Source organism: Chlorobaculum tepidum TLS, from assembly GCF_000006985.1.
Lineage (GTDB): Bacteria > Bacteroidota > Chlorobiia > Chlorobiales > Chlorobiaceae > Chlorobaculum > Chlorobaculum tepidum.
In genome coordinates this window covers 1,603,052-1,626,317 of sequence record NC_002932.3, presented here as the reverse complement: position 1 = coordinate 1,626,317, position 23,266 = coordinate 1,603,052, and the positions used below count along the sequence as shown (strand labels likewise).

Below are 23,266 nucleotides of genomic sequence, written 5' to 3'. Positions count from 1 at the left end.
AAGCGCATGTCATCAGAGAAACTCAGGGTGGCCGCCATCGATCTTGGCACCAACTCCTTTCACATGGTCATCGTCGAGGAGAGCGAAGAGAAGGGCATTGTGGAAATCGATCGTGTCAAGGACATGATCTGTATCGGGCGTGGCAGCATTTCCACCAAACGGCTCGATGACGGGGCGATGGAGGCTGGCGTGGCTACGCTCCGGAACTTCATTGTACTGGCCACCCAGCGGGGTGTCGCGCTGCACAACATTCTCGCCTTTGCCACCAGCGCCATTCGCGAGGCCGATAACCGCGACGAGTTTATCGACATGGTGCGGCGCGAAACCGGCCTGAAGATTCGGGTGATTACCGGCAAGGAGGAGGCGCAGTTCATCTACTACGGTGTGCGCAATGCCGTGACGCTGCGTGACAAACCGGATCTTTTGTTTGACATCGGCGGCGGGTCGGTGGAGTTCATCATCGCCGACAAGTCGAAGGTGCACCTGCTCGAAAGCCGCAAGATCGGCGTGGCCAGAATGCTGGAGCGTTTCGTGACTACCGATCCGGTTTCGGCACACGAGCTGCATTTGTTGCAGCAGTTTTTCGCCGCCGAGATGTATGGCGGCGCGGCGGAGATGGCGCACGAACTTGGCGTGAGCCGAGCCATCGCCTCGTCAGGTACGGCGCAGAACATCGCCCGCATGATTCGCTTGGGCAAGCATGCCGATGGGGCGGACGTGCTGAACCAGAGCAGCTTTACCCGTCAGGAGTTCGAGAGCTTCTACCGGCAGGTGATCGCGATGGACGCTTCGGCGCGGCGCAAGCTGACCGGCCTCGACGAGAAGCGCGTCGATCTGATTGTGCCGGGGCTGATCCTCTTTGACACGATCTTCCGGGTGTTTGGCATCAAGGATGTGGTGATCTCCGATTCAGCGCTGCGCGAAGGAATGGTGCTGCACCAGATCGCCTTGATCCGGGGGCGTGACGGCAGTAGCCAGCTCGACATCCGGCGGCAGAGCGTGATGGAACTCGGCTACCGCTGCAACTGGCACAAGCCGCACTCGGAGCAGGTTGCCCGTCTTGCGCTGATGCTCTTCGACGAACTCCATCCGCTGCACGGGCTCAAGGAGCGCTACCGCGAGCTGCTCGAATACGCGGCGATGCTGCACAATATCGGGGAGTTCATCTCGATTTCGGCGCACCACAAGCACAGCCAGTACATTATCATGAACGCCGATCTGCGCGGCTTTTCACCGACCGAAATCGACATCATCGGCAACGTCGCCCGCTATCACCGCAAGCAGCCGCCCACCGAAAGGCATCCACTCTACAGCCAGCTCAAGCCCTCGCACCGCCGTGTGGTCGATGTGCTCTCCGGCATCCTGCGCATCGCCAATGGTCTCGAACGGGGCCACCGCCAGAATGTGCAGTCGATCACGGCCCGCATCGACCAGGAGCGCATCGTGCTCGAAGCGCTCACGCAGTTCGAGCCTGACATCGAACTCTGGGCGGCTTGCGGGCTAAAGGAGTGGCTCGAAGAGGTGCTCGGGAAACCCATTCTGATCGAAGCCCGCGTCCGGTAATGGCTTTGTACGAAAAGCTTGCTAGTCCGGGATCGCTCTGGTTTGAATCGACCTTGCCCGGCGCGCTCTACGGCGATTCCCTCTTTTTCTCCGATCCGCTCGAAACGCTGACGCTCCATGCGGGCGACAGCGTCGCGCCGTGGTTCGCCACGCTGGAGTCGCGGCTCGACGCAGGCCTCTGCCTCGCTGGATGGCTCAGCTATGAGGCGGGTTACCTGCTCGATCCGGCACTCGCGGCTCTCGCATCTGCCGGGGCTGATCGCGAGCTTCTTGGCTGGTTCGGCGTCTATGGTCGCCCGGAGCGCGTCCGCCGCGAAACGGTTGAGGCCGAGGACGCGGCGGCAGCGGCGCGGAGCTGCGCAGTCAGCGGATTCGGTTTCGAGTTCAGCGAGGCGGAGTATTGCGAGCGCATCGACAGACTTCGGACTGAGATCGCGGCGGGCAACGTCTATCAGGCAAACTTCACCGGGCGCTGCCGCTTCAGCTTCGACGGTGCTGTCGAAGCGCTTTACGTCAAGATGAAGCGTCGCCAACCCTCGCCGTGGTCGGCCTTCCTCAACACCGGCGACCGTCAGATTCTTTCCTTTTCCCCTGAACTCTTTTTCGCCAGCGATGGCCGCTTGATCGAAACCATGCCGATGAAGGGCACCGCGCCGCGCCGCGAGCGGCCCGAAGAAGACCTCGCCGAAAAGGCGGGGCTGGCAAAGTGTGAGAAGAACCGCGCGGAGAACCTGATGATCGTCGATCTGTTGCGCAACGACCTGGGGCGCATCTGCGCGACCGGCTCGGTGCAGGCCTCCGGGCTGTTCGAGACGCAGACCTATCCGACGCTGCACCAGATGGTTTCGACCGTGCGTGGCGAGCTGCGTCCGGCGACCCGGCTGCACGATCTTTTCCGGGCGCTGTTTCCCTCCGGCTCCGTGACCGGTGCGCCGAAGGTGCGGGCGATGCAGCTCATCTGCGAGTTGGAAAAAAGCCTGCGAGGGGTTTACACCGGCGCGGTCGGTTTCATGCTGCCCGAAGGGCGTATGGCCTTCAACGTGGCGATCCGTACCATCGAACTGCGAGGGCAGAGCGGTGTTTACGGTACGGGGAGCGGCATCGTCTGGGACTCCGACCCGCACGCGGAGTTTCGCGAATGTATGCTCAAGACGCGGATTCTCGCCGACCTCGTGCCGCCCTCCGATCCATCGGTTCCGGGCATTTTCGAGACGATGCAATGGAACGGCGGGGAGTTCCTGCTGGCTGGCGACCATCTCGACCGGCTCGTTTCGTCCGCCATGGCGCTCGGATTTACGTTCGACCGCGCCGCTATCGCCGAGGCGCTGTCTGCCAAGGAACGCGAGTTGAGGAAAAACGGTGGCAGGCATCGCGTGCGGCTTACACTTTCTCACGACGGTGGGATTTTGATAACTTCGGAGCCGTTCGATTTCGATGCATCCGGCAAGTCCGTCCGGGTCTGCATTGCCGCCGAGCGGGTCGATTCGCGCGATCCGCTGCTTCGGCACAAGAGCGTCGCTCGCGAGCGGTACGATCGCGCCTTGCGCGAGGCGCGGGAGCGTGGATTCGGCGAAGTACTGTTTCTGAACGAGCGCAACGAAGTCACCGAAGGGGCGATCAGCAATGTGCTCGCCCGCATCGACGGGCGCTGGCTGACGCCGCCGGAGTCGTGCGGACTGCTCAATGGTGTTTTCCGCCGCTACCTCCTGCGCTCGCGCCCGTGGATCGTCGAAAAAGCGTTTACCCTTGACGATCTGCACCGGGCCGATATGGTGTTCGTTTGCAACTCACTGCGCGGCGTGCGCCCGGTGGCGATCGTCTTTCCGGAATAAGCGCACCGGAGGTTGAAGCGCAACGGCTTGAGCTGTATATTGATGCTAGGACTCATCTTAAGCAACCGCTAACAGCTTTCCACCATGAGAGACCACACGCCGAATTTCAAACTGCTCGAACTTTCCGATGCGAGCAAGGCACTTGTCAGAGAGACCGTCACCCAGCTGCTCGAAAAGCTTGCCGGAGACGGCCAGCTCACGCCTGACGCCCGGCTTGAATTTTGGGTGGAGATTCCCGGCGTGAAGCATCCACGCGGCACCTTCCGGGGCGGTTGCCTCATGCCGGACAGCTATCTCTGTCTGTCGGACTGGTTTGCTACCGGCAGCTCGGCCATCGAACCGGCGGCAGAGTACGCCAGTTCCGAAAATCCGCTCGATGCGGCATGGGCTGATTTTCTCGGCGAACTCTACTACCAGATTGAAATTTTCACTTCCGTAGCTTCTGCCAATCAGGGTATCACGGTCGAACTCTGGGCCGGAACAAGGGGCAGGCCCGAGTGCGAGTGGATGTATGCGGTGGATAAAAAGATAGAGCTGCCGTAAGAAGAGGTGAGCCTGAAGGATGAAGAGAAGAGTGATTTTCAGAAGAATGCTCTTCTCTTACAACGTTTTTTCAGGCCATTCGCAGATTTCCCGAATCGCGCAGTTCGCGCATTCGGGCTTTTTTGCTTTGCAGGTGTAGCGGCCGTGCAGCAGCAGGTAGTGGTGGAAGTCGATAAGTTTTTCTTCCGGAATGACTTTGACCAGTGCCTCTTCGGTCTCTTCAGGCTTCGAGGTTTTGCAGAGGCCAATGCGGTTCGAGACGCGGTGGACGTGAGTGTCCACCGGCATGGCGGGGATGCCGAAGGCGTTGCCGAGCACCACGTTGGCGGTTTTCCTGCCCACACCCGGCAGGCTTTCCAGTGCTTCGCGTGACGCAGGAACCTCGCCACCGAACTCATCGACGAGGCGCCGGCTCATGGCGAGAATATTTTTCGCCTTGTTGTTGTAGTAGTTGATCGGGCGGATAATCGTCCTGATATCCTCCACATCCATCCGGCTCATGCTCGCGGCGTCAGGCGCGGCTTTGAAGAGTACGGCGGTGAGTTCGTTGACCTTTTTGTCCGTGGCCTGCGCGGCCATGATGGTGGCGACCAGCAACTGAAAAGGGCTTTCGAAGTTCAGCTCGCTTTTCGGGTTCGGCCAGATCACCGACAGCGCCTTTTCGATAAAGGCGATCTTTTCGCTCACGGAAGTGGTCATCGTTGTTGAAAGAGCTGGTTACCGGTTGTTTTCCGTTTTCTGCATTTTCTGTTCGGAGTGGTCGACCAGGCCTCGTCCGCACTTTTTGATCCGTCCTTCAGCCTTCATGTCGTTGAAGATGGCGTCGAGAATGCCGTTGACGAACTTGCTGCTCTTGTCGGTGCTGCTGAACTTCTTGGCGATCTCGATGGCTTCGTTGATCGACACCTTCGGCGGAATATCCTCGCAGTAGAGAATCTCGGCGAGTGCCATGCGCAGGATATTCTTGTCGATGATCGCGATACGGCTCATGTCCCAGTTGAAGGTGTGCTTTGCGATATATCGGTCGATCTCTTCGCGGTTCCTGACGATGCTCTGCATCAGGTGGTTGAAGAATTTCATCGCGTTGGGATCGTCCATGATCTCTTTGGTCAGGAGCCAGTTTGCCGCTGAATCGGTATCGACATCCCGGAGTTCAAGCGTGTAAAGCGCCTGAATGATTTTTTCTCTGAGCTGCCGTCGGTAGGTCTTCATGATGCGGAATTAAGAGTGTTTTGGTGTAAGGATGCTGGCGAGAACTTCATCGGTCTCGGCAAAATTTTTGAACAGCGTTCCTGGTTTGTGCCGGGCCAGCTCCTCCATCGTAAAATTGCCGGTCGCTACGGCGATCGAGCGGGCATCGAGTTCGCGCGCGCAACGAATGTCGTGTTCGGTGTCGCCGATAATAACGATTTGCGAGGGGGAATAGTTTGCTCCGGTCATGCGCCGGGCCCGTTCGAGCGCGATATGGGGAAGTTCGTTGCGGTCGAGGGCATCGTCGGCGAATGCGCCGAACGGAAAGTAGTGATCGATGCCGGGGAGTTTGAGTTTGTGGCGTCCGGAGGCCTCGAAGTTGCCGGTCAACAGGCCGAGCAGAACGTCGGAACGGGACGAGAGCGCGTCGAGCAGTTCGCGAACCCCTTCAAGCAGGGTGATGTCTTCACGCCGTGCGCGTTCGCGGAAAAGTGCGATGTAGGTTTCCTTGGCTTTATCGAACTTGTCTGCAATTTCGGCACGTTCAAGTCCGACGTTGGAGAGCACTTCGTAGATGATTGCTCCGTCCATTTTGCCGGAGAAGTCGTGACTGCCGGTGCTGCCTTCGGTGCCGTACACCTCGATGAGCGCGTCGGCCAGCACGCGCCGGTTCATGCTTTCGACTTTCAAAAGGGTTCCATCGATGTCGAACAGAACAAGTGTGCGGGACATAATCAGGATGCTGTTTCCTCAGAGCGTGCGTTTTCGATCTTGACCGGAATGAGTTTCGAGACTCCTTCCTCTTCCATCGTGACGCCGTAAAGTGCCTGGCACGAGGCCATGCTTTTTTTGTTGTGCGTAACGATAATAAATTGAGTGTTATTCTCAAATTTTTTCAGAAGCTTGATGAAGCGCCCGACGTTGGCGTCGTCGAGCGGCGCATCGACTTCGTCGAGGATGCAGAAGGGGCTCGGCTTGACCAGGTAGATCGCAAACAGCAGCGACAGGGCAGTCAGCGCTTTTTCGCCGCCGCTAAGCTGCTCGATGGCCAGCGGTTTCTTGCCGCGTGGCTTGGCGACGATCTGGATGTGCGCTTCGAGCGGGTCTTCATCCGAGGTGGTGATGAGCAGATCAACCTCGTCTTCAGGATCGAACAGGTCGTGGAAAATCCGGATGAAGTTCTTCCGCACCTGGTTGAAGGTTTCCCGGAATTTTTCGAGCGCCGTACGGTTGATCTCCTCGATGGTCTCTCTGAGCTGCTTTTCGGCGCTGACCAGATCCTCTTTCTGAGCAGTCAGGAAATCGAGGCGCTCCTTTTCGCTTTCGTACTCCTCCAGCGCCAGTTCGTTCACGCCACCGAACTGCTCTTTCTGTTTTTGCAGGTAGGCGAGTCGCTCTCGTGATGCGGCGACGTCAAAACCCTCTGGTACATGCGCGGGCATCATCTCAAGCTCAACACCGTAACGTTCCATCACCGTGGCCTGCAAGTGGGCAATCTCCTGTTCGAGCTTTGCCTTGCGGTTGTTGAACTCGGCGAGCATCTGCTGAGAAAGGTCGTGCTTGCGGCGCAGATCCCGGAGGTTGGACAGCGTGTCATGGTTTTTGGTCTGGAGATCGCGGTATGAGGACTCCAGTTCGTTGAGCGCCTCCTGCTGGCGGGCCGAGACGACCACGGCCTGTTCGTGCTCAGCCGTCGCCTGGGCGATTGACTGGCCGAGTTCGGCCACCTCTTTTTCCGCCCGCGCGATCTGGTGCTGCATTCCCTCGATCTCATCGCTGAGCGTGACGATTGTCTGCTGGCAGGCGCTCGCGCGGAATCTGTGTTTTTCGAGATCGAGCTGTGCGTCGCGGTAGCGTCCCTGCTGCGCCTGAAGTTCTGCGTGCAACGCCCGGCTGCGACTCTCCCCGGCGGAAAGCTCCTCCTGCATGACGTTCACTTTTTGCTGAGCGGTTTCGATCTCCGCTTCGATGCGCAGGGTTTCGGGCTGTGTTTTCTCAAGTTCGTCGAGCACGCTCTGCATGGAGGCGATCAGCGCGGTCCGCTCCCGGTCGGCGTGGGCGATCTGATCCGCGCCGGAGCGCTCCTCGGCTTCGAGCCGTGCGAGTCGTTTTTCGAGCGCTGAAATCTCCTGGCTGATCGATGCAGCGGCGCGTTTTACGCGCTCTGTGTCGATGGCGCTGAACTCCTTGCGGAGCACGGCAAGCGCGTTTTCCGCTTCAGCGATGGTTTCCGCCATGCCGGCCATCTGCTTCTGCAGTCGGTCGCGCTCGGCTTTTTTGCCAAGTCTGACGCTCTCGCCGCCCTTCGCGCTGCCGCCGTAGAGCATGCCACGGCGAGTGAACTTTTCGCCCTTTTCGGTGATGAAAAGCGCCTCCGGGTGCTTCTTCCCCAGCTGCTCGGCAGCATCGAGATCGGCCACAACGTAGCAGTGCTGCAACAGCAAATTCAAGGCTTTCGACAGCTCCGCCGGAGTTTCGACCAGATCGATGGCCCGGCGCGCTCCCTCGATTTCTGCGTAGTCAATCTTCGCGCCGCCGTCGATGAGGTCGAGAATCAGAAAGTGCACCTTGCCCTTGTCAGCTTTCGCGAGGCTCGACACGGCGAGTCTGGCCTCTTCAAGGTTTCGGCAGAGGTAGTAGCCGAGGCTCTCGCCGAGGGCTGCGTTGATTGCTTTTTTGTCGTTTTCTCGCACGGAGATCAGGTCGGAGAGGCAGCCGAGGCCGGGTTTTCCCGCCCGCTGCTTTTCGAGGAAGGCCACGCCCTCCGGCAGCCCTTCGAACTTTTCGAGAATCGAGTTGCAGAGCGCAATCCGGTTGTTCAGATGGTTGTGCTCGCTTTTGAGCGAAAGCAGCTCCTCCTTCTTTTTTTCGCTCTGCTCCGTGATGCTCGCCTTGAGTGCAACGAGGCGCTCCTCCTCTTTTTTCAGCTCATCAAGGGCGATTTTTTTCTCTTCGATCGCCTCCGACGTGCGGCGGCGTTCCGGCTCTGCCTGCTCCATCGAGCGCTCCAGATCACGCTTGCGCTGGTCGAGGCGGTTAACTGATCCTTCGAGATGCTCCTTGCGGGTGCGGAGCGACTGGCGGGTCAGGTTCAGTGCGTTCAGCGATTTCTGGAGTTCGGCCACGGCGCGTCGCTCCGATTGCAGCGCCTGGCGGCTGGCGTCGAGCGCCGAGTTCAACTCTACCTCTTGCTTCTTCAGCCGCTCGAATTCGGCAAGCTGCGCGGTGCACACTTCCTGTAGCGGCGTCTGCTTCTCCGAAAGCTCCTTCGACAACGCCTCCTGTTCGAGCCGCTTGCGGCCCTTGTCGGCTATCGAATAGTTCAGGCGTTCGATGGTTTGCAGCAGGTTTTTCTGTTTCTCCTTGTGCTGCAAGAGCTGCTTTTCAAGCGTGTGCACGAGCTGGTTGGAGGCGTTCAGCTCCTTCTGGGCGTCGGCGAGCTTTCGTTCGAGTTCAAGCTGGCGCAGTTCGGATTCCTGATGCGCACTGTCGAGTTTGGCGATGGTGGCTGCAAGTTCGTGGCACTGGCGTTCCTCGGCGGCGATGGAGTCGAGCAGCGGACGGAGTTTCTGCAAATGTTCGTCCATCGAGATGGCCGAGAGCGTGAGGTCGAGTGTACGCAGCTCCTCCCTGATCTCCTTCAGCCGTTCGGCTTTGCGCACCTGCAAGCGGAGATTGCGCACCTTCTTTTCCACCTCGGCGAGCACATCATCCACGCGGGCCAGGTCGCGGCTGGCGCTTTCGAGCTGGCGGAAGGTCTGCTTGCGTCGCTGCTTGTAGCGTGTGATGCCGGCAGCTTCTTCAAACAGCTTCAGGCGCTCCTCGCTCTTGTTGCTGATGATTTCCTCGATCATCTTCAGCTCGATGACCGAGTAGGCGTCGCTGCCCATGCCGGTGTCGGCGAAGAGGTCGAGGATGTCCTTGAGGCGGCAGGGCACCATGTTGAGCAGGTAGTCGCTGTCGCCGTTACGGTAGAGGCGGCGTGTCACCGTGACCTCGGTGTACTCGGTCGGCAGGATGTTGCGCGTGTTCTCAATGGTGATGGAGACCTCGGTGAAACTGAGAGGCTTGAGCCGTTTGGTGCCGTTGAAGATGATGTTCTCCATTTTTGGTGAGCGGAGCAGCATCGATTTCTGCTCGCCGAGCACCCAGCGGATGGCGTCTACAACGTTGGTTTTGCCGCACCCGTTCGGCCCAACAATGGCGGTGAGCCCCTTGTCGAAGTGTATCCTGACCCTGTGGGCGAAGCTTTTGAAGCCGAAAAGTTCGATTTTCGACAGGTACATGAACGGGGTATTAACGGTCTCCGAAAGAGCGACGGCGTCCGAGCGAACGTCGCTGTCGGGCGAAAGTTAACAAAAAAATCGACGAACCAGACAACGGAGCGTTGACGCCGATCAGTCCGAAGCGCGGCGGGTTGCGAGCACAACGGCGCGAGCCTGGATGGCGGCATCGACGTCGTGCACGCGCAGGATATCTGCGCCGTTCATGAGCGCGATGGTGTTGGCGCTGATGGTGGCCAGGAGCCGTTCCGACGGCGGTGGCGTCTCCTCGCCGGTGCGCCTGATCGCCTGGCCGAGAAACGACTTTCGCGATATTCCGGCGAGCACCGGGCAGCCGAGTTTGTGCAGCTCGTCGAGCCGCGCGAGCAGTCGGTAGTTCTCCTCGACGGTTTTGCCGAAGCCGAGGCCGGGATCGACGATGATTGACTCGATGCCGTGTTCTCTGGCGATAGCTATCGAACGGCTCAGGAAAGTGGTCACGCGGTTCATCACCTCTTCCGTCTCTGCGCTGGTGTTATAACTCCAGCGGAGCGCGTCCGGTTTAGCGGGCGTGTGCATCAGTACCACGCCACAGTGGTGGCGGGCGCACACCCCCGGCATTTTCGGATCGAAGCTGAAGCCTGAAATGTCGTTGACGATGTTCACTCCGGCCCGCAGCGCTTTGGCGGCAACTTCTGACTTCCAGGTGTCAATAGAGATCAGCACATCGCTCTGCCTTCGTAAAAGCTCGATGAAGGGAATGGTTCGCCGTATCTCCTCCTCTGCGCTGACCGGTGCCGAGCCAGGGCGGGTCGATTCGCCGCCCACGTCGATGATCTCCGCGCCTGCCCGCGCCATCGCCATCGCCGATTCGAGGGCGCGTTCGAGCTGTACCGCCTCTCCGGCGCTGCCGTAGCTGCCGCCGTCGAAGAACGAATCGGGGGTGAGGTTGACGATGCCCATGATGGCCGGACGCGCCGAGAGGTCGAGCATTGCACCAGCGCAGTTCAGACGGTAACGGCTTTGATCCCCAAGATTCTGTTTCATCACGAAAAGCTCAACTGATTGCGAATGGCACCGGCGTGAAGGTCAGGATGAAAACGGCGATGCAGAGCCATCCGGCAGTCATCCGTCCCGGTGGCAAGGGATGGTCGCTGCCCGCCTGTGGGTGCTTCGTGCCGAGGAAGCGGCGAAGGATGATGGCCCAGATGATCCAGCCTGGCCATGACCAGCGGAGCAGCAGTTCCGGCACAGGAAAAACAAGTGCCGGATTGATCAGTTCGAGTACGCCGAGGATGAACGACGGCGCGCCGATGACGGTGATAAACGCGAGGAAGAACTTCGAGATTTTCCGGTGTCCCTCGCTGCCGAACATGGCGTAGATGACGTGCCCGCCATCGAGCTGGCCGACGGGCAGGAGGTTCAGTGCAGTGACGAAACAGGCGAGCCATCCGGCGAAAAGAAACGGGTAGTGGTAGAGTTCATACATCGGCGGCAGTCCCTTCGGCTGGATCAGTGCATCGAGCAGGATGAAGAGCAGATTTTTGCCGAGATACAATGTGTCTGCTGGCGCGGGCGGAATGCCACCCATTGCCCGGTAGTCCGGATGGACCGAATAGATGTACTCAGCAAGCGGCAGGTGCAGGAAGCCGTAGATGAGCAGACCGAGCGCGACGGTGAATCCGGCGAGTGGACCCGCCGCGCCAATATCGAAGAGCGCCCGGCGGCTCCGGATCGGCTCCTTGATGCGGATGATCGCGCCAAGGGTGCCGATGCTCATGAGAAATGGCAGCGGCGGTAGTGGAATGTAGTAGGGCAGCGTGGCGCGGATTCGATGTTTCACGGTGGCGAAAAAGTGGCCGAACTCGTGCACGGTCAGGAAGGCGAGCAGGGCGAGCGAAAACGGTACACCCGTTTTGAGTGCTTCGATAAATCCGGCCTTGTTTGCCGTGAAAGGGGGGATACCTGTCCAGATCGCTCCGGCCCAGGTTGTGGTGAACAGGGTTGCGACAAAAAGAAGAAGATGGATCGGATAGTGTCTGCCGGTCGTAAGCTTCGTTTCTTCGTACGAAAAATCAGGCATTGGTCATAGGGGTTGACGCCCTTGTCATTTTGCAAATAGCACAAGCTTCCGGATTATTGCCTCCGGAGCGTGCATGCCGGGTTACCGTCACGCAACCCGGCTGCCATGAAAGTGCCGTGTCGGTGTTATTTCTCTTCTTTTTTTTCTTTTTCCGCACTTTTGTCGCCGAAGGTTGCCGCCAAGCCCTTGACCAGTTCATCCTTCTCAGCGGCGGTCAGCTTCGCCTCGGGATGCGCTGGCATGTAAAACCATGGCGGCATCTTGCCGTGCCTGAGTTCGCCGGCAGCTTCATCGCCATCGTTTTTGCCGGGCCGTCCCCATTCGGAGACGTTGAATTTCGACCGGCCTACACTGACGTCGAGGTTGATGATCCACGACAGCGGGGCGATGGTGCTGTACCAGGGCCAGATGGTTTCGTTGGAGTGGCAGTTGGCGCAGGATCGCTTGAACAGTTCCTCCGTCCGGGGGCTGTCCCATTTGGGTGTGCCGGTGACCGGTGGATTTTCGTGGCTTGGTCCGGGGATGAGCTGAATCAGAATAAGAACGACCAGAACCACTGTCAATACTTTGCCGATTTTCATGGACAAGTTCTCCTTTTGTGAGTTGTGACCGGGAAAAAGTCAGCTGTTCGGTACCATGAAAGTAAAACCTTTACGTTGCTTTACCAATCATGGCCCGGTTGGCGGCTTCAGCGGTACATGCAGGATGGTCATCGGCCAGGAGCAGGTTACCCGATGCGTCTCATTGCCTGTGGCGATGGCGGCGATAATGTCGAGTTCGATTCCGGAATAGAATTTCCGGGCCGAGGTCAGGCCGTCAAGCGTAAAATCTCCGATGCCCTGAAGGCTCGCCACCAGCGGTACGCCGCCAATGAGCAGCAGACTGCGGAACCCGTCGAGGCCAACGAACGCCGATGCGCCGTGCCGCTTCGCCTGGGCGATCATGAGCGCGAGCTGGCCGGGTGTGAAGTGGTGCAGGCTTTGCGAAATGACCACCAGATCAGCCGAGCCGGGTTCGATTCCTTCGAAGTCAAACGCATTCAGGTGTCTGAAGCTTAATGGCAGGTTTTTTTCTCTTGCCAGCCGGTTGCCTTCGCTGATCATTTCGGGGACGATGTCCGAAGCGGTGATCCTGACTTCGATGCCCGCCTTTTGTGCTCTTTCTGCCAGAGCAAAGGCCAGTCCACCCGATCCGGAGGCAAGTTCGAGGATGCCCACCGTTTTGCTCGAGTGTCCCAGCTTTTCAATCAAAGGCATGAGCAGATCGCACTGATGCTCGTAAGAGAATGTCATCCGGTTCATCCGGTCGAGCGCCCTGACCGATTCGAGCCGTTCTTCGCCGGGTTTGGTTTCGTCATCCATGTTCTCGCGTTCGTTGGTTCTGAGCGTCTGGTCGATCAGTTCGGAGATGACAAACCCTGGACCAAGCTCTTTCGATACCTCGAACCGTTCAGCACGAAACCGCTCCATGAACCGGTCGGTGAGCTGTTCGAGTTCATCGATGTTCGTCCATTCCGGAGGAAACTCGCCGCGTGAGCGAAGATCGTTGAGCGTTTTGTATCCGGCGGTTTCCAGTTGAAGCATGGTTTTCCAGGTTGTGGCCTGCGCAGGTGGCCGTGTGACAAAAAAAGAAATCGAAGGGGTGCGGAACATGCCATGAAATATACACTGCCCCGCTTGGAAATCGAAGCTGTCGGGCCTTTTCGTCAGACAGCGGATTTTTTTGCGAAAACAAAATCAACCGGGAATTTTTGCAATTCTATTGGTATTTTGATAAACTGATACTAAATTAGTATCAGAAATTCAGCGATTATGAAGGTACTCAACAAAGAAACAGACTACGCCGTCCGGGCACTGATCTCTCTCGGGATGAAATCCGATGGATGGGTTTCGGCGAAGGTGATCTCCGACGAACAGGCGATTCCCTACCAGTTCCTGCGGCGCATCTTGCAGGAGCTGATCCGCAACGGGCTGGTGGAGTCGAAAGAGGGCGCTGGCGGCGGCGTGAAGCTCGCAAAAGAGCCTGGTGACATCGGTGTGGCCGATGTGATCGAAATCTTTCAGGGCAAGGTGCAGCTTTCGGAGTGCATGTTCCGCAAGCAGCTCTGCTCGAATCGTGCCAACTGTGTCTTGCGCCATGAGATCATGCGCATCGAAAAAATGGTGAATAACGAGTTCTCGCAAGTGACCATTGGCAAGCTGATCGACGATCTGAAGGCGGTGGAAGCGATGAATAAAACCAGACAGACAGAACAACAGGAAGCACGATGAAACGGCAGATCATAACCATAGATGAGAAAAAATGCACCGGCTGCGGCGATTGCATTCCGGCGTGCCCGGAAGGGGCGCTTCAGGTGATCGACGGCAAGGCGCGGCTGGTGAGTGACCTGTTCTGCGACGGCCTCGGCGCCTGCATCGGGCACTGCCCGACCGGTGCGATGCAGGTCGAGACCCGCGAAGCCGAGCCTTATGACGAGCGCCGCGTGATGGCCGAGAGCATCGTGAAGGCCGGGCCGAACGTGATTGCAGCACATCTGTGCCACCTGCGCGATCATGGCGCCAATGATTACCTGCGTGAAGCGCTGGCATATCTCGAAGAGCAGGGGATTCCGAACCCGCTTGAGCAGCCCGTTGCCGCCGCCCATCCTGCACATGTGCAGCACGGTGGCGGATGCCCCGGCAGCCGCACGATGGATTTCCGTTCATCGAACGGGAGTGCGCAAGCATCATCGGTAGCGCCCGTTGCTGGTGCGGTTCACGCGCTCAGCGAACTTCGCCAGTGGCCGGTGCAGTTGCATCTGGTTTCGCCGATCGCGCCCTGCTTCGAGGGTTCCGACCTGCTTCTCGCTGCCGACTGCGTGGCATTCGCGGCAGGCGATTTTCACAGCAGGCTTCTGCGCGGCAAGACACTCGCGGTCGCCTGCCCGAAGCTTGACAGCGGCCTCGCTGTTTACGTGGAGAAGCTCGCAGCCATGATCGATCATGCGCGCATCAACACCATCACCGTGGCGATCATGGAGGTGCCGTGCTGCGGCGGCTTGCTTTCGATTGTCGAGGAGGCGTCGCGGAGAGCCTCGCGCAAGGTTCCGGTCAAAAAGATTGTTATCGGCGTGCAGGGTGACACCCTGAGCGAGGAGTGGATGTGAGATGCTGAAGGACGCACTTGGGGAGTGGCGCGGCTCCGAGGAGGAGATCACCCGTCAGATCGAGGCCGATCCGGTCAACGCACAGGCCTGGGCCAGCCGGGCGGGAGTCAGGAGCGCGGCGGGCGATTTCGAAGGGGCGCTGGGCGATCTCACCATGGCGATCGAGCTCGGTCTGCGATTCCGTGAAAGGATCATCGCCTACGGCAATCGCGGCATCATACGATCCGAGACCGGGGACTACGACGGGGCAATCGAGGACTTCAGCGCCGTGATCGAGGCGAGACCCCGGAAATCGATCATGAAAGCGGCTCTCGTGCAGCGGGCGCTCGCGAAAGAGAAATTTGGTGACAAGGAGGGCAGCGCAGCCGACAGGCGGCTGGCTCGCATTCTGTCACCGGACTTGAACAAACAAACAACAAAAAAGTAAGGAGAGACCGTTATGTCTATGCATTGCGACCAATGCCAGGAGAGCATCAAGGGAGGCTGCAACGTCCGTGGCGTGTGCGGCAAGGATGAATTGACCGCCAAACTTCAGGATACGCTGATCTACGCCGCCGAGGGCATCGCCCTGTGTGCCGAGGGGTTTGAAGGAAAGATTGACAGGAAATACGGGCAGTTCATCAGCGAGTGCCTGTTCGTGACCGTCACCAACACCAACTTCGACGACGTGGCCATCGTCGAGCAGATCCGGAAAGCGCTCGCCATGCGCGACGAAGTCAGGGCGCTCGCCGGAACGACTCCGGCGCACGACGCCGCGAACTGGAGCGGCAGCACCAAAGAGGAGTTTCTCGCCAAGGCTGCGGCGTGCAGCATCGACAGTCTGAGCGCAGACCCCGATCTTCGCTCGCTCAAGAGCCTCATCCTGTATGGCATCAAGGGCCTTGCCGCCTACACTGACCACGCCGCAGTGCTTGGCTATCACGACGACGACATCTACGCTTTCTACGTCAAAGGCTTGTCCGCGCTGACCAAAGAGTTGCCAGCCGACGAGCTGCTCGGTCTCGTGATGGAGTGCGGCGCTACCGCCGTAAAGGCGATGGCACTGCTCGACAAGGCCAACACCGAGACTTACGGCAATCCCGAAATCACCACGGTCAAGACCGGCGTCGGGACCCGTCCGGGTATCCTCATCTCAGGCCACGACTTGCGCGACATGGAAGATCTGCTCAAGCAGACCGAAGGCACCGGCGTGGATGTCTATACCCACTGCGAAATGCTGCCCGCGCACTACTACCCAGCCTTCAAAAAGTACGACCACTTCGTCGGAAACTACGGCAACTCGTGGTGGTCGCAGGATCGTGAGTTCGAGAGCTTCAACGGCCCGATTCTGATGACAACCAACTGCATCGTACCGGTGCGCGAATCCTATCGTGGCCGCATGTTCACCACCGGCATGGCGGGCTATCCTGGCCTGAAACATATTCCGGCGCGTCCCGACGGCGGCAGCAAGGACTTCTCGGAGATCATCGAGCTGGCCAAAACCTGCAAGCCTCCGATCGAGATCGAGAACGGCGAAATCGTTGGCGGCTTCGCTCACACCCAGGTGCTGGCGCTGGCCGACAAGGTGGTCGATGCGGTCAAGTCGGGCGCGATCAGGCGCTTCGTGGTGATGGCAGGTTGCGATGGACGCCACAACTCGCGCCAGTACTACACCGACGTGGCTGAAACCCTTCCGAAGGACACGGTCATCCTGACCGCCGGATGCGCCAAGTACCGCTACAACAAGTTGGAGCTTGGCGACATCGGTGGCATTCCGCGCGTGCTCGACGCTGGTCAGTGCAACGACAGCTACTCGCTGGCCGTGATCGCCATGAAACTTCAGGAGGTGTTCGGGCTGGAGAACATCAACGACCTGCCAATCTCCTACGACATCGCCTGGTACGAACAGAAAGCGGTCACCGTGCTGCTCGCCCTGCTCTTCCTCGGCGTCAAGGGCATCAGGCTCGGCCCAACACTGCCGGAGTTCCTCACCCCGAACATCGCTACCACGCTGGTGAAGCTGTTCGATCTCAAGCCGATTGGCACGGTCGAAGCTGATGTTGAAGCGATGATGGCCGGGAACTGAGGAGGATTTTTTAGAGAGCCAGTGTATCGAAGCTGCTCCGGTGTTGTTTGCCGGGGCAGCTTTTTTTGTTACGCCTCGCTTGCTACAAACGTCGCTTTTCTGCTCCAGTGGCGGGCAAGCGCGATGCCCGACAGGTTGTGCCAGAGGCTGAAGAGCGCGCCTGGCAGCGCAGCAAGCGGCTGGAAGAACTGGTTGGCCAGCGTCACGCCCAGTCCCGAATTCTGCATTCCGATCTCTATGGCGATGGTGCGCCTGTCAATCACATCACATCTGGCGACGGTCGCCACGGCATAGCCGGCAGCAAGACCACCGAGGTTATGCACTTATCGAGCATTTCGATTTCCATTTTTATCGGCATCCTTTCCGGACAGTGAGGCTATAATTTCCAGCTGCTGAGGAGGCAGTGTGCTCGTATCCATCCCATTTTTCATATTAATCACGTATCTTCTAGCAGAGTGTAGGCCTAATCTTCAGGGTTAGCTTATCGCATCGTTATCCTTCCATATCTCCTTGATCTGAACCCAACCCGGAGCGCTGCCACCGTATGGCGTATTACAAGAATATCTGCTTTGTCGAGGCTCCGCAGGCGATGGTTACGCCGTTTCCGAGGTATATCAGCGATTGCATCGGTGTCTGCTATCTTGCTGCTGCCGTGGAGGATATCGTCGAGAGCATGGCGATGCCGGAGAACTATTATAACGACGGGATTTTCGAAAGCTTCGAGAAGTTGCTGAAGTCGCGCCCGTTCGACCTCGTTGCCATCTCGTCTATGACCGGCGGTTTCAACAATGCGGAGCGGCTGGCGCGGATTGCCAAAAAGCACGGTGTGACGGTGGTGATGGGCGGGTTCCATCCGACCGCGCTACCCGAACAGGTGCTCGATCTCGGTTGCGTCGATCTGGTGGTGATCGGCGAGGGCGAGGCGACCTTCCGGGAGCTGGTCGAAAAAGGGCCGTCGCGCGATGTAAAAGGCCTCTGCTGGAAGGAGAACGGCGTGTTCGTTCATACCGGCATCCGCGAACTTATCAAGGATGTGGATTCGATCCGGTTTCCGCTTCGTTCGCTCCGCCCGAAGCGGTTCGGAGAGACGAGCGAAAACTACACCATCGACACCATCTACACCTCGCGCGGCTGCCCCTGGACGTGTTCGTTCTGCGCGAACGACAAGATGCACAAGCACTGGCGGGGCCGGAGCGCCGAGAATGTCGTCGATGAGATCGCCCAATTGCACGACCGCAAAAAGAAGAAGCTGCTCAAGATCTGGGACGCGAACTTCCTGACCAACATCAGGCGCGTCGAGAAGATCTGCGACCTGATGATCGAGCGCGGGCTGACCAACTTCCGGATTGTCACTGAGACGCGGGCCAAGGATGTGATCCGCGCCGAGCGCATTCTGCCGAAGCTGCGCAAGATCGGGCTGAGCAAGGTGGGTCTCGGCATCGAGAGCCCGAACCCGAAGACGCTCGAACTGATGAACAAGGAGAACTCGCTCGCCGAGGTGACGACCGCGATTAATCTCCTGAACCAGTACGGCGTTGGCTCCGAGGGGTACTTTATCATCGGCCACTATTCGGAGAGCGTCGAGGACACGATGCCCTACCCGAAATTTGCCCGTGCGCTCGGCCTGCGCCAGACGCTCTTTATGGCGATGACCCCCTATCCCGGCACCCGGATTTTTGACGAGTACGCCCGTGAGAACAACGTCACCTCGTTCGACTGGGATTTGTACAACAACTTCGTGCCGGTGATCCGCACGGCGCACATGGAGAACCGCGACATCATGCGCATGATGGTCTACGGCAACGTGGCCTTCTGCGACTACCGCTCCGTGCTCAAGCGTGACGACAATCGTGGCGTGCTGTTGACGTTTCTGAAGGACCTGTTCCAGCTCGTGTTCCTGCTGAAGGTCAACAAAACGCTTGACCGCAAGGAGGCTTCGCAGATCGTTTTCGAGGCGTTCGAACTCTGGCTTGGCACCAATCCGGCGCTCGATTACACCAGAACGCCGCCCCCGCCGCCGCTCAAGGAGTCGACCGGCGTCTGCCTCGAGCACGCGGCATCCGGCAAGCGGATCGACTTCGTCGTCGAGCAGGCGGGCGACCGGCGGGTGCTGAAGCTGCGCAAGGTCGCCGCGAGCGAGCCAGCCCCGTTTCCGGCCGTAAGCCTTGACGAGGTGGTCGATGCTGCTTTTTCGCTTTCGATGGACGCGCTCATGCGTCTGCTCTACCGCAACGAACTGATGCGTAACAACCCGCGCCTGACGCCACGCCAAGTGCTCGCGCTCTTCGCCGATCGTGATATCCGCCAAGTGGCGATGCGATTCTGGCGGCTGTATCGGGGGTGTTTCAAGTGACTATCAACGATGTAACGAATTTTTATGATCGAAGCCATTCTGTGGGATAATGATGGATTGCTCGTGGACAGTGAGTCGCTGTTTTTCGAGATGACCCGGACTTTTTTTGCCGAAGCCGGCTTGCAGGTCGAGGCGGAGTACTGGGGGGTGGAGTACCTTGGGAACGCCAAACACAGCTATCAGATTGCCGCTGAACTTGGCCTTGCGCCAGAGCTGATTCCTTCGCTGCTTGACCGGCGCAATGAGGCGTTTGTCCAGCGTTTGCGTCATTCCGTACCGCTCATGCCGAAGGTACGCGAAACCATCGAGGCGCTTGCCGGAACTGTGCGCCTTGCCATTGTGACCGGCAGTCCGCGCGACAAGGTGCTGCTGATGCACGGCAATAATGGACTGCTCGATCATTTCGAGGTGATTGTGACTGATGACGAAATCAGCAATCCGAAGCCCCATCCTGAGCCGTATCTCAAAGCGATGGAGATGCTTGGCGTCAAGCCGGAGCGCTGTCTGGCGGTCGAAGATTCACAGCGTGGCCTCGATTCGGCGGTCGCCGCCGGCCTGCGGTGTATCGCGGTTCCCAATGCGCTGACGAAGGTGCAGCGCTTTGACCGTGCTCATGCGGTGGAAGCGGATGTTTCAGGTGTGCTGAAGCATGTCAACGCCACCAAGCGTCTGGCACGCTGAGTCCGGTTCTCCTCAAATTTTTTCGACCTCACTGTTCAGCACCTGGTCGATCGCACGGAGAAACTCGTCGATGCCGAACGGCTTCTCGATAAAATCCACTCCAACCCTGAGCTTTTTCTGACCATCGACGTTATCCGGAGCGTGGGCTGACATGAACAGGCATTTCATGGCCGGATTTTTCTTTTGGAGCACCCGGCTCTGCTCGATGCCGTTCATCGTCGGCAGTACCACGTCGGTTACAAGCAGATCGATCCGGTACTCGTGGGTTTTGGCGGCGAGCAGGCACTGGTCAGCGTCAGTTGCCGTGAAGACCGTGAATTCATGGCTTTCGAGAATATCCTGCACCAGTTTGAGGATGTAGGGCTCGTCCTCGACCACCATGATCTTCGCTTTTGTCTTTAGTTCAGTTTGCGGTTTGTCAGCATGGACGTCCGTTTTCTGTTGCGATTCCTGATGCAGGGGGAGCCAGATATCGAAGGTCGTCCCCTTGCCGGGTTCGGAATGGCACTCGATATGACCGTTGTTCTGCCTCACGATGCCATAGACCGACGAAAGGCCGAGTCCGATGCCTTTGCCGATCTCCTTGGTGGTGAAGAACGGTTCGTAGATGTGGGGCAAGACGGAGGCTTCAATGCCGCAGCCGCTATCGGTGATCGACAGTCTTGCATAATCCCCTGGTGAGAGCCTGGGATTGCAGGTTTTGCCGTCGGTCGGCTCGAATCGTGCGCCTTCGCATCTGACCGTGATGCATCCACTGCCATCGATGGCGTCACGTGCGTTGACGAGCAGGTTGGAGAGAATCTGTTCGAGCTGCGTGGGGTCGAGCTTTACCTGGATCGGCTCGTCGCATAGATGCCATTCGAGATGGATGTTCTTGTCGATGAGCCGCTGGTACAGGCGAAGGCAGTCCGAAACCTCTTCGGTCAGGTTGAGCACCCGAGGCATTGCCATCTGCTTGCGCGCAAAGGCGAGCAACTGGCGGGTAAGATTCGCCGAGCGTGTCGCAAGCGTGTGAATATCCGTGATATTCGATACGGCCGGGTTGGCCGGGTCGAGCTTTTTGAGCGCCAGTTCCGTGTTGCCAATGATGGCTGCAAGCGCGTTGTTGAAATCGTGTGCGATGCCGCTGGCAAGCTGGCCGACGAGCTCCATTTTCTGAAGCTGCAAGAGCTGTTCCTGAAGCTTTTTGCGCTGCTCTTCAGCCTCCTTGAGATCGGTGATTTCAGTCACGACTGCCACCACGCAGGTTTTCCCCTCAATGATGGTCCGTTTACCCCGGCACATCGCCCATTTGTAGGGCGGCCCGCTTTTGTGATACATTCTGAACTCGGCGCTCAGTTCGATGTCGAGGTCGATGACGTTACGCATTTTCCGGATCATTTCGGGGAGGTCATCGGGGTGCACACGCTTCATCGGGTTGATACCCGGCATTTCGTTGTCACTCAGCCCGTTGATGGTGTCGCGCGAAAAGCGGTTCCAGCCGATCAGGCGCATCCGTTCATCGATGATGATGATTGAGGCTGGAATAGCGTCATAAAGTTCAGTGAGCGACGCCAGGGTGTTGAACGTTGTTGTTCCGGGTTTCTGGCTGGCATCAAAAGCGTTCAGGTCATCTGAAGAGAGACAGGTATCGAATAAAGGGGTTGGCATCGATATGCGCAGATTTTCAGATATTGAGATAGATTGATGCCACTTGTTGATAAATGGTTTTCATTGCATTGTGATTACCGATGGCGCTTGTTTTCCGATCTGGGGCAGAATGCATCGTGCATGAATACTAAATACAATCTATATTTTTTTATAACAATTTATACGGGGCGTTAACAAAACGGCGTTGCGTTTGGTTAGCCGAAGCCGGAACCGCCATCTTTGGGATGAAACGGTATTATTCAGTCGATTGCCGGATGTTCTGACATCGAATGATATCCCGGAAAAGGTTTTATTTTCCGTTCTGTTTCGTCAATTGTTTATCCCTTTTTCCCATGCAGGACTCATCCCGCGCGAGCATTCGCGATGTTTTCAGTCTTCCGGTCATCGTGGCCGCCCTCGGTTATTTCGTCGATATTTACGATCTCGTGCTCTTCAGCATCGTGCGTGTGCCGAGTCTCAAAGCGTTCGGTTTGCAGGGGCAGGAACTGATCGATTACGGCGTTTTTCTGCTCAACATGCAGATGATCGGCATGCTTCTCGGCGGTATTCTGTGGGGCTGGCTGGGTGACGTGAAAGGGCGGCTGAAGATCATGTTCGGCTCGATTCTGATCTACTCGCTGGCCAACATTGCCAACGGTTTTGCCGGGTCGCTGGAGACGTATGCCGCGCTGCGCTTTATCGCGGGCGTAGGGCTTGCCGGTGAGCTTGGCGCTGGCATCACGCTGGTTTCGGAGATTCTGCATACGAAGGTGCGTGGCTACGGCACGATGCTGGTAGCCTCGATTGGCGTGACCGGCGCGATTCTTGCCAATGCGGTGGCGACGCACTATGACTGGCGCACGGCCTTTTTCATTGGCGGCGCGCTTGGCCTCTTGCTGCTGGTGGCGCGGTTCAAGGTTTCGGAGTCGGGGATGTTCCAGATGATGGAGAACAAAACAGCCGTGAGCAAGGGCAACCTTCTGGCGCTCTTTACCAGCCGAGACCGCTTTTTCCGCTACCTGAACTCGATTCTTATCGGCGTGCCGATCTGGTTTGTCGTCGGCGTGCTCATCACCTTCTCTCCCGAATTTGCCACGGCGCTCGGCGTCAAGGGTGCGGTCTCGGCGGGCAACGCCGTGATGTTTTGCTACCTCGGTCTGGTCTTCGGCGACCTGTCGAGCGGCCTGTTGAGCCAGGTGCTGAAGAGCCGCAAAAAGGTGGTGCTGATGTTCCTTTTGCTGAACATCGTTTCCATCGCGATCTATTTCATGCAGCGCGGAGCGACGCCGACCGCTTTCTACTGGGTCTCGTTCGTCCTCGGATTTTCCGGTGGCTATTGGGCCGTTTTCGTGACCGTTGCCGCCGAGCAGTTCGGCACCAACCTCCGAGCCACGGTGGCAACGACCGTGCCGAACCTCGTACGCGGCATGGTGGTGCCGATCACGATGCTCTTCCAGTTCACCCGTGGCCACTTCGGCCTCGAAGGCGGCGCGATCATTGTCGGCGCGATCTGTGTGGTTGCAGCCTTCGCCTCGTTGGCGGCGCTGGAGGAGACCTTCCACAAGGACCTCGATTATTTCGAGGAGTTTATGTGAAGCTGGGATTGGGTCGTATTCGCCCAATTGTTACTTATAGGTCTAATAATGGGCCAGACAAGTCTTATGGGTTCCATAGGACTTGTCTGACCCGGAAGTCTCATGTGACTTTGTTCCCACTCCTCATCTTTATGCCCTGTCAATGTTTAAAATGACAGCCTGTTTCCTCTGTTTCTGATGCTTTGAAATCAGCATGATGCCGGGTATTAAAAATGGTAGGCAAGTAACCTTTTTGTGGGGTGATAATTATCAGGTTTGGATGACATTTGGCGGCTTTTCTACGTAGCCATGACCCGTACTGAAAGGGCCTTTTGGATATTCTCA

At 58.1% G+C, this 23,266-nt stretch carries 20 protein-coding genes; 10 read left to right on the top strand and 10 right to left on the bottom strand.

Annotation, left to right across the window (positions count from 1 at the left end; genetic code table 11):
• Nucleotides 1-6 precede the first annotated feature (6 nt).
• The 3 genes from AYT24_RS07720 to AYT24_RS07710 all read left to right on the top strand — a co-directional run bounded on the left by AYT24_RS07720 (nucleotide 7) and on the right by AYT24_RS07710 (nucleotide 3,938).
• Nucleotides 7-1,563, top strand: coding sequence for a Ppx/GppA phosphatase family protein (locus AYT24_RS07720; protein ID WP_010933376.1), 1,557 nt, complete (start codon nucleotides 7-9; stop codon nucleotides 1,561-1,563).
• Nucleotides 1,563-3,395, top strand: coding sequence for an aminodeoxychorismate synthase component I (gene pabB / locus AYT24_RS07715; RefSeq protein ID WP_164927074.1), 1,833 nt, complete (start codon nucleotides 1,563-1,565; stop codon nucleotides 3,393-3,395). Before AYT24_RS07720 ends, pabB begins: the two co-directional genes overlap by 1 nt.
• A gap of 84 nt (nucleotides 3,396-3,479) precedes the next feature.
• Nucleotides 3,480-3,938 (top strand): hypothetical protein, encoded by a 459-nt coding sequence (locus AYT24_RS07710; protein WP_010933374.1) that lies wholly within the window; start codon nucleotides 3,480-3,482, stop codon nucleotides 3,936-3,938.
• 57 nt (nucleotides 3,939-3,995) lie between these two features.
• On the opposite strand, the gene nth is transcribed toward AYT24_RS07710, so the two are convergent.
• The 8 genes from nth to AYT24_RS07670 all read right to left on the bottom strand — a co-directional run bounded on the left by nth (nucleotide 3,996) and on the right by AYT24_RS07670 (nucleotide 13,057).
• Nucleotides 3,996-4,637, bottom strand: coding sequence for an endonuclease III (gene nth / locus AYT24_RS07705; protein ID WP_010933373.1), 642 nt, complete (start codon nucleotides 4,635-4,637; stop codon nucleotides 3,996-3,998).
• Nucleotides 4,638-4,655: 18 nt separating this feature from the next.
• Nucleotides 4,656-5,150, bottom strand: a complete 495-nt coding sequence (gene nusB, locus AYT24_RS07700) for a transcription antitermination factor NusB (RefSeq protein ID WP_010933372.1) — start codon at nucleotides 5,148-5,150, stop codon at nucleotides 4,656-4,658.
• A gap of 9 nt (nucleotides 5,151-5,159) precedes the next feature.
• Nucleotides 5,160-5,861 (bottom strand): HAD family hydrolase, encoded by a 702-nt coding sequence (locus AYT24_RS07695; protein WP_010933371.1) that lies wholly within the window; start codon nucleotides 5,859-5,861, stop codon nucleotides 5,160-5,162.
• A gap of 2 nt (nucleotides 5,862-5,863) precedes the next feature.
• A complete protein-coding gene (gene smc, locus AYT24_RS07690) occupies nucleotides 5,864-9,415 on the bottom strand; it encodes a chromosome segregation protein SMC (protein ID WP_010933370.1) in 3,552 nt (1,183 codons plus the stop codon).
• A 111-nt stretch (nucleotides 9,416-9,526) separates the two neighbouring features.
• On the bottom strand, nucleotides 9,527-10,438 hold the full coding sequence (folP, locus tag AYT24_RS07685) for a dihydropteroate synthase (protein WP_164927073.1): 912 nt from the start codon (nucleotides 10,436-10,438) through the stop codon (nucleotides 9,527-9,529).
• A 10-nt stretch (nucleotides 10,439-10,448) separates the two neighbouring features.
• The gene (locus AYT24_RS07680; RefSeq protein WP_010933368.1) at nucleotides 10,449-11,474 is read right to left on the bottom strand and encodes a site-2 protease family protein; all 1,026 of its coding nucleotides are present in this window, start codon (nucleotides 11,472-11,474) and stop codon (nucleotides 10,449-10,451) included.
• A gap of 125 nt (nucleotides 11,475-11,599) precedes the next feature.
• Complete coding sequence (locus AYT24_RS07675; RefSeq protein WP_164927072.1) at nucleotides 11,600-12,055, bottom strand: heme-binding domain-containing protein; 456 nt, start codon at nucleotides 12,053-12,055, stop codon at nucleotides 11,600-11,602.
• An 87-nt stretch (nucleotides 12,056-12,142) separates the two neighbouring features.
• Nucleotides 12,143-13,057, bottom strand: a complete 915-nt coding sequence (locus AYT24_RS07670; protein ID WP_164927071.1) for a class I SAM-dependent methyltransferase — start codon at nucleotides 13,055-13,057, stop codon at nucleotides 12,143-12,145.
• A 228-nt stretch (nucleotides 13,058-13,285) separates the two neighbouring features.
• On the opposite strand from AYT24_RS07670, the gene AYT24_RS07665 reads away from it, so the two are divergent.
• The 4 genes from AYT24_RS07665 to hcp are packed head-to-tail and all read left to right on the top strand — an operon-like array spanning nucleotide 13,286 to nucleotide 16,684.
• Nucleotides 13,286-13,744 (top strand): Rrf2 family transcriptional regulator, encoded by a 459-nt coding sequence (locus AYT24_RS07665; RefSeq protein ID WP_010933365.1) that lies wholly within the window; start codon nucleotides 13,286-13,288, stop codon nucleotides 13,742-13,744.
• Nucleotides 13,741-14,619, top strand: a complete 879-nt coding sequence (locus AYT24_RS07660) for an ATP-binding protein (protein WP_010933364.1) — start codon at nucleotides 13,741-13,743, stop codon at nucleotides 14,617-14,619. The genes AYT24_RS07665 and AYT24_RS07660 overlap by 4 nt, the downstream gene beginning before the upstream one ends.
• A 1-nt stretch (nucleotide 14,620) precedes the next feature.
• On the top strand, nucleotides 14,621-15,046 hold the full coding sequence (locus AYT24_RS07655; RefSeq protein ID WP_010933363.1) for a tetratricopeptide repeat protein: 426 nt from the start codon (nucleotides 14,621-14,623) through the stop codon (nucleotides 15,044-15,046).
• 12 nt (nucleotides 15,047-15,058) lie between these two features.
• Nucleotides 15,059-16,684: a hydroxylamine reductase gene (gene hcp / locus AYT24_RS07650; RefSeq protein ID WP_164927070.1), complete on the top strand. Its 1,626-nt coding sequence runs from the start codon at nucleotides 15,059-15,061 to the stop codon at nucleotides 16,682-16,684.
• Between the two features lie 68 nt (nucleotides 16,685-16,752).
• Here the strand turns inward: hcp and AYT24_RS07645 are convergent, their stop codons facing one another.
• Nucleotides 16,753-17,007 (bottom strand): bile acid:sodium symporter family protein, encoded by a 255-nt coding sequence (locus AYT24_RS07645; RefSeq protein WP_319792413.1) that lies wholly within the window; start codon nucleotides 17,005-17,007, stop codon nucleotides 16,753-16,755.
• Nucleotides 17,008-17,228: 221 nt separating this feature from the next.
• Between AYT24_RS07645 and AYT24_RS07640 the strand changes: the two genes are divergently transcribed.
• Nucleotides 17,229-19,037: a B12-binding domain-containing radical SAM protein gene (locus AYT24_RS07640; RefSeq protein WP_010933361.1), complete on the top strand. Its 1,809-nt coding sequence runs from the start codon at nucleotides 17,229-17,231 to the stop codon at nucleotides 19,035-19,037.
• A 24-nt stretch (nucleotides 19,038-19,061) separates the two neighbouring features.
• Complete coding sequence (locus AYT24_RS07635; protein ID WP_010933360.1) at nucleotides 19,062-19,718, top strand: HAD family hydrolase; 657 nt, start codon at nucleotides 19,062-19,064, stop codon at nucleotides 19,716-19,718.
• A 12-nt stretch (nucleotides 19,719-19,730) separates the two neighbouring features.
• Here AYT24_RS07635 and AYT24_RS07630 read toward each other — a convergent pair whose 3' ends face one another.
• Complete coding sequence (locus AYT24_RS07630; RefSeq protein WP_010933359.1) at nucleotides 19,731-21,368, bottom strand: hybrid sensor histidine kinase/response regulator; 1,638 nt, start codon at nucleotides 21,366-21,368, stop codon at nucleotides 19,731-19,733.
• A 332-nt stretch (nucleotides 21,369-21,700) separates the two neighbouring features.
• On the opposite strand from AYT24_RS07630, the gene AYT24_RS07625 reads away from it, so the two are divergent.
• A complete protein-coding gene (locus AYT24_RS07625; protein ID WP_164927069.1) occupies nucleotides 21,701-22,942 on the top strand; it encodes an MFS transporter in 1,242 nt (413 codons plus the stop codon).
• The last annotated feature ends 324 nt before the right edge of the window (nucleotides 22,943-23,266 follow it).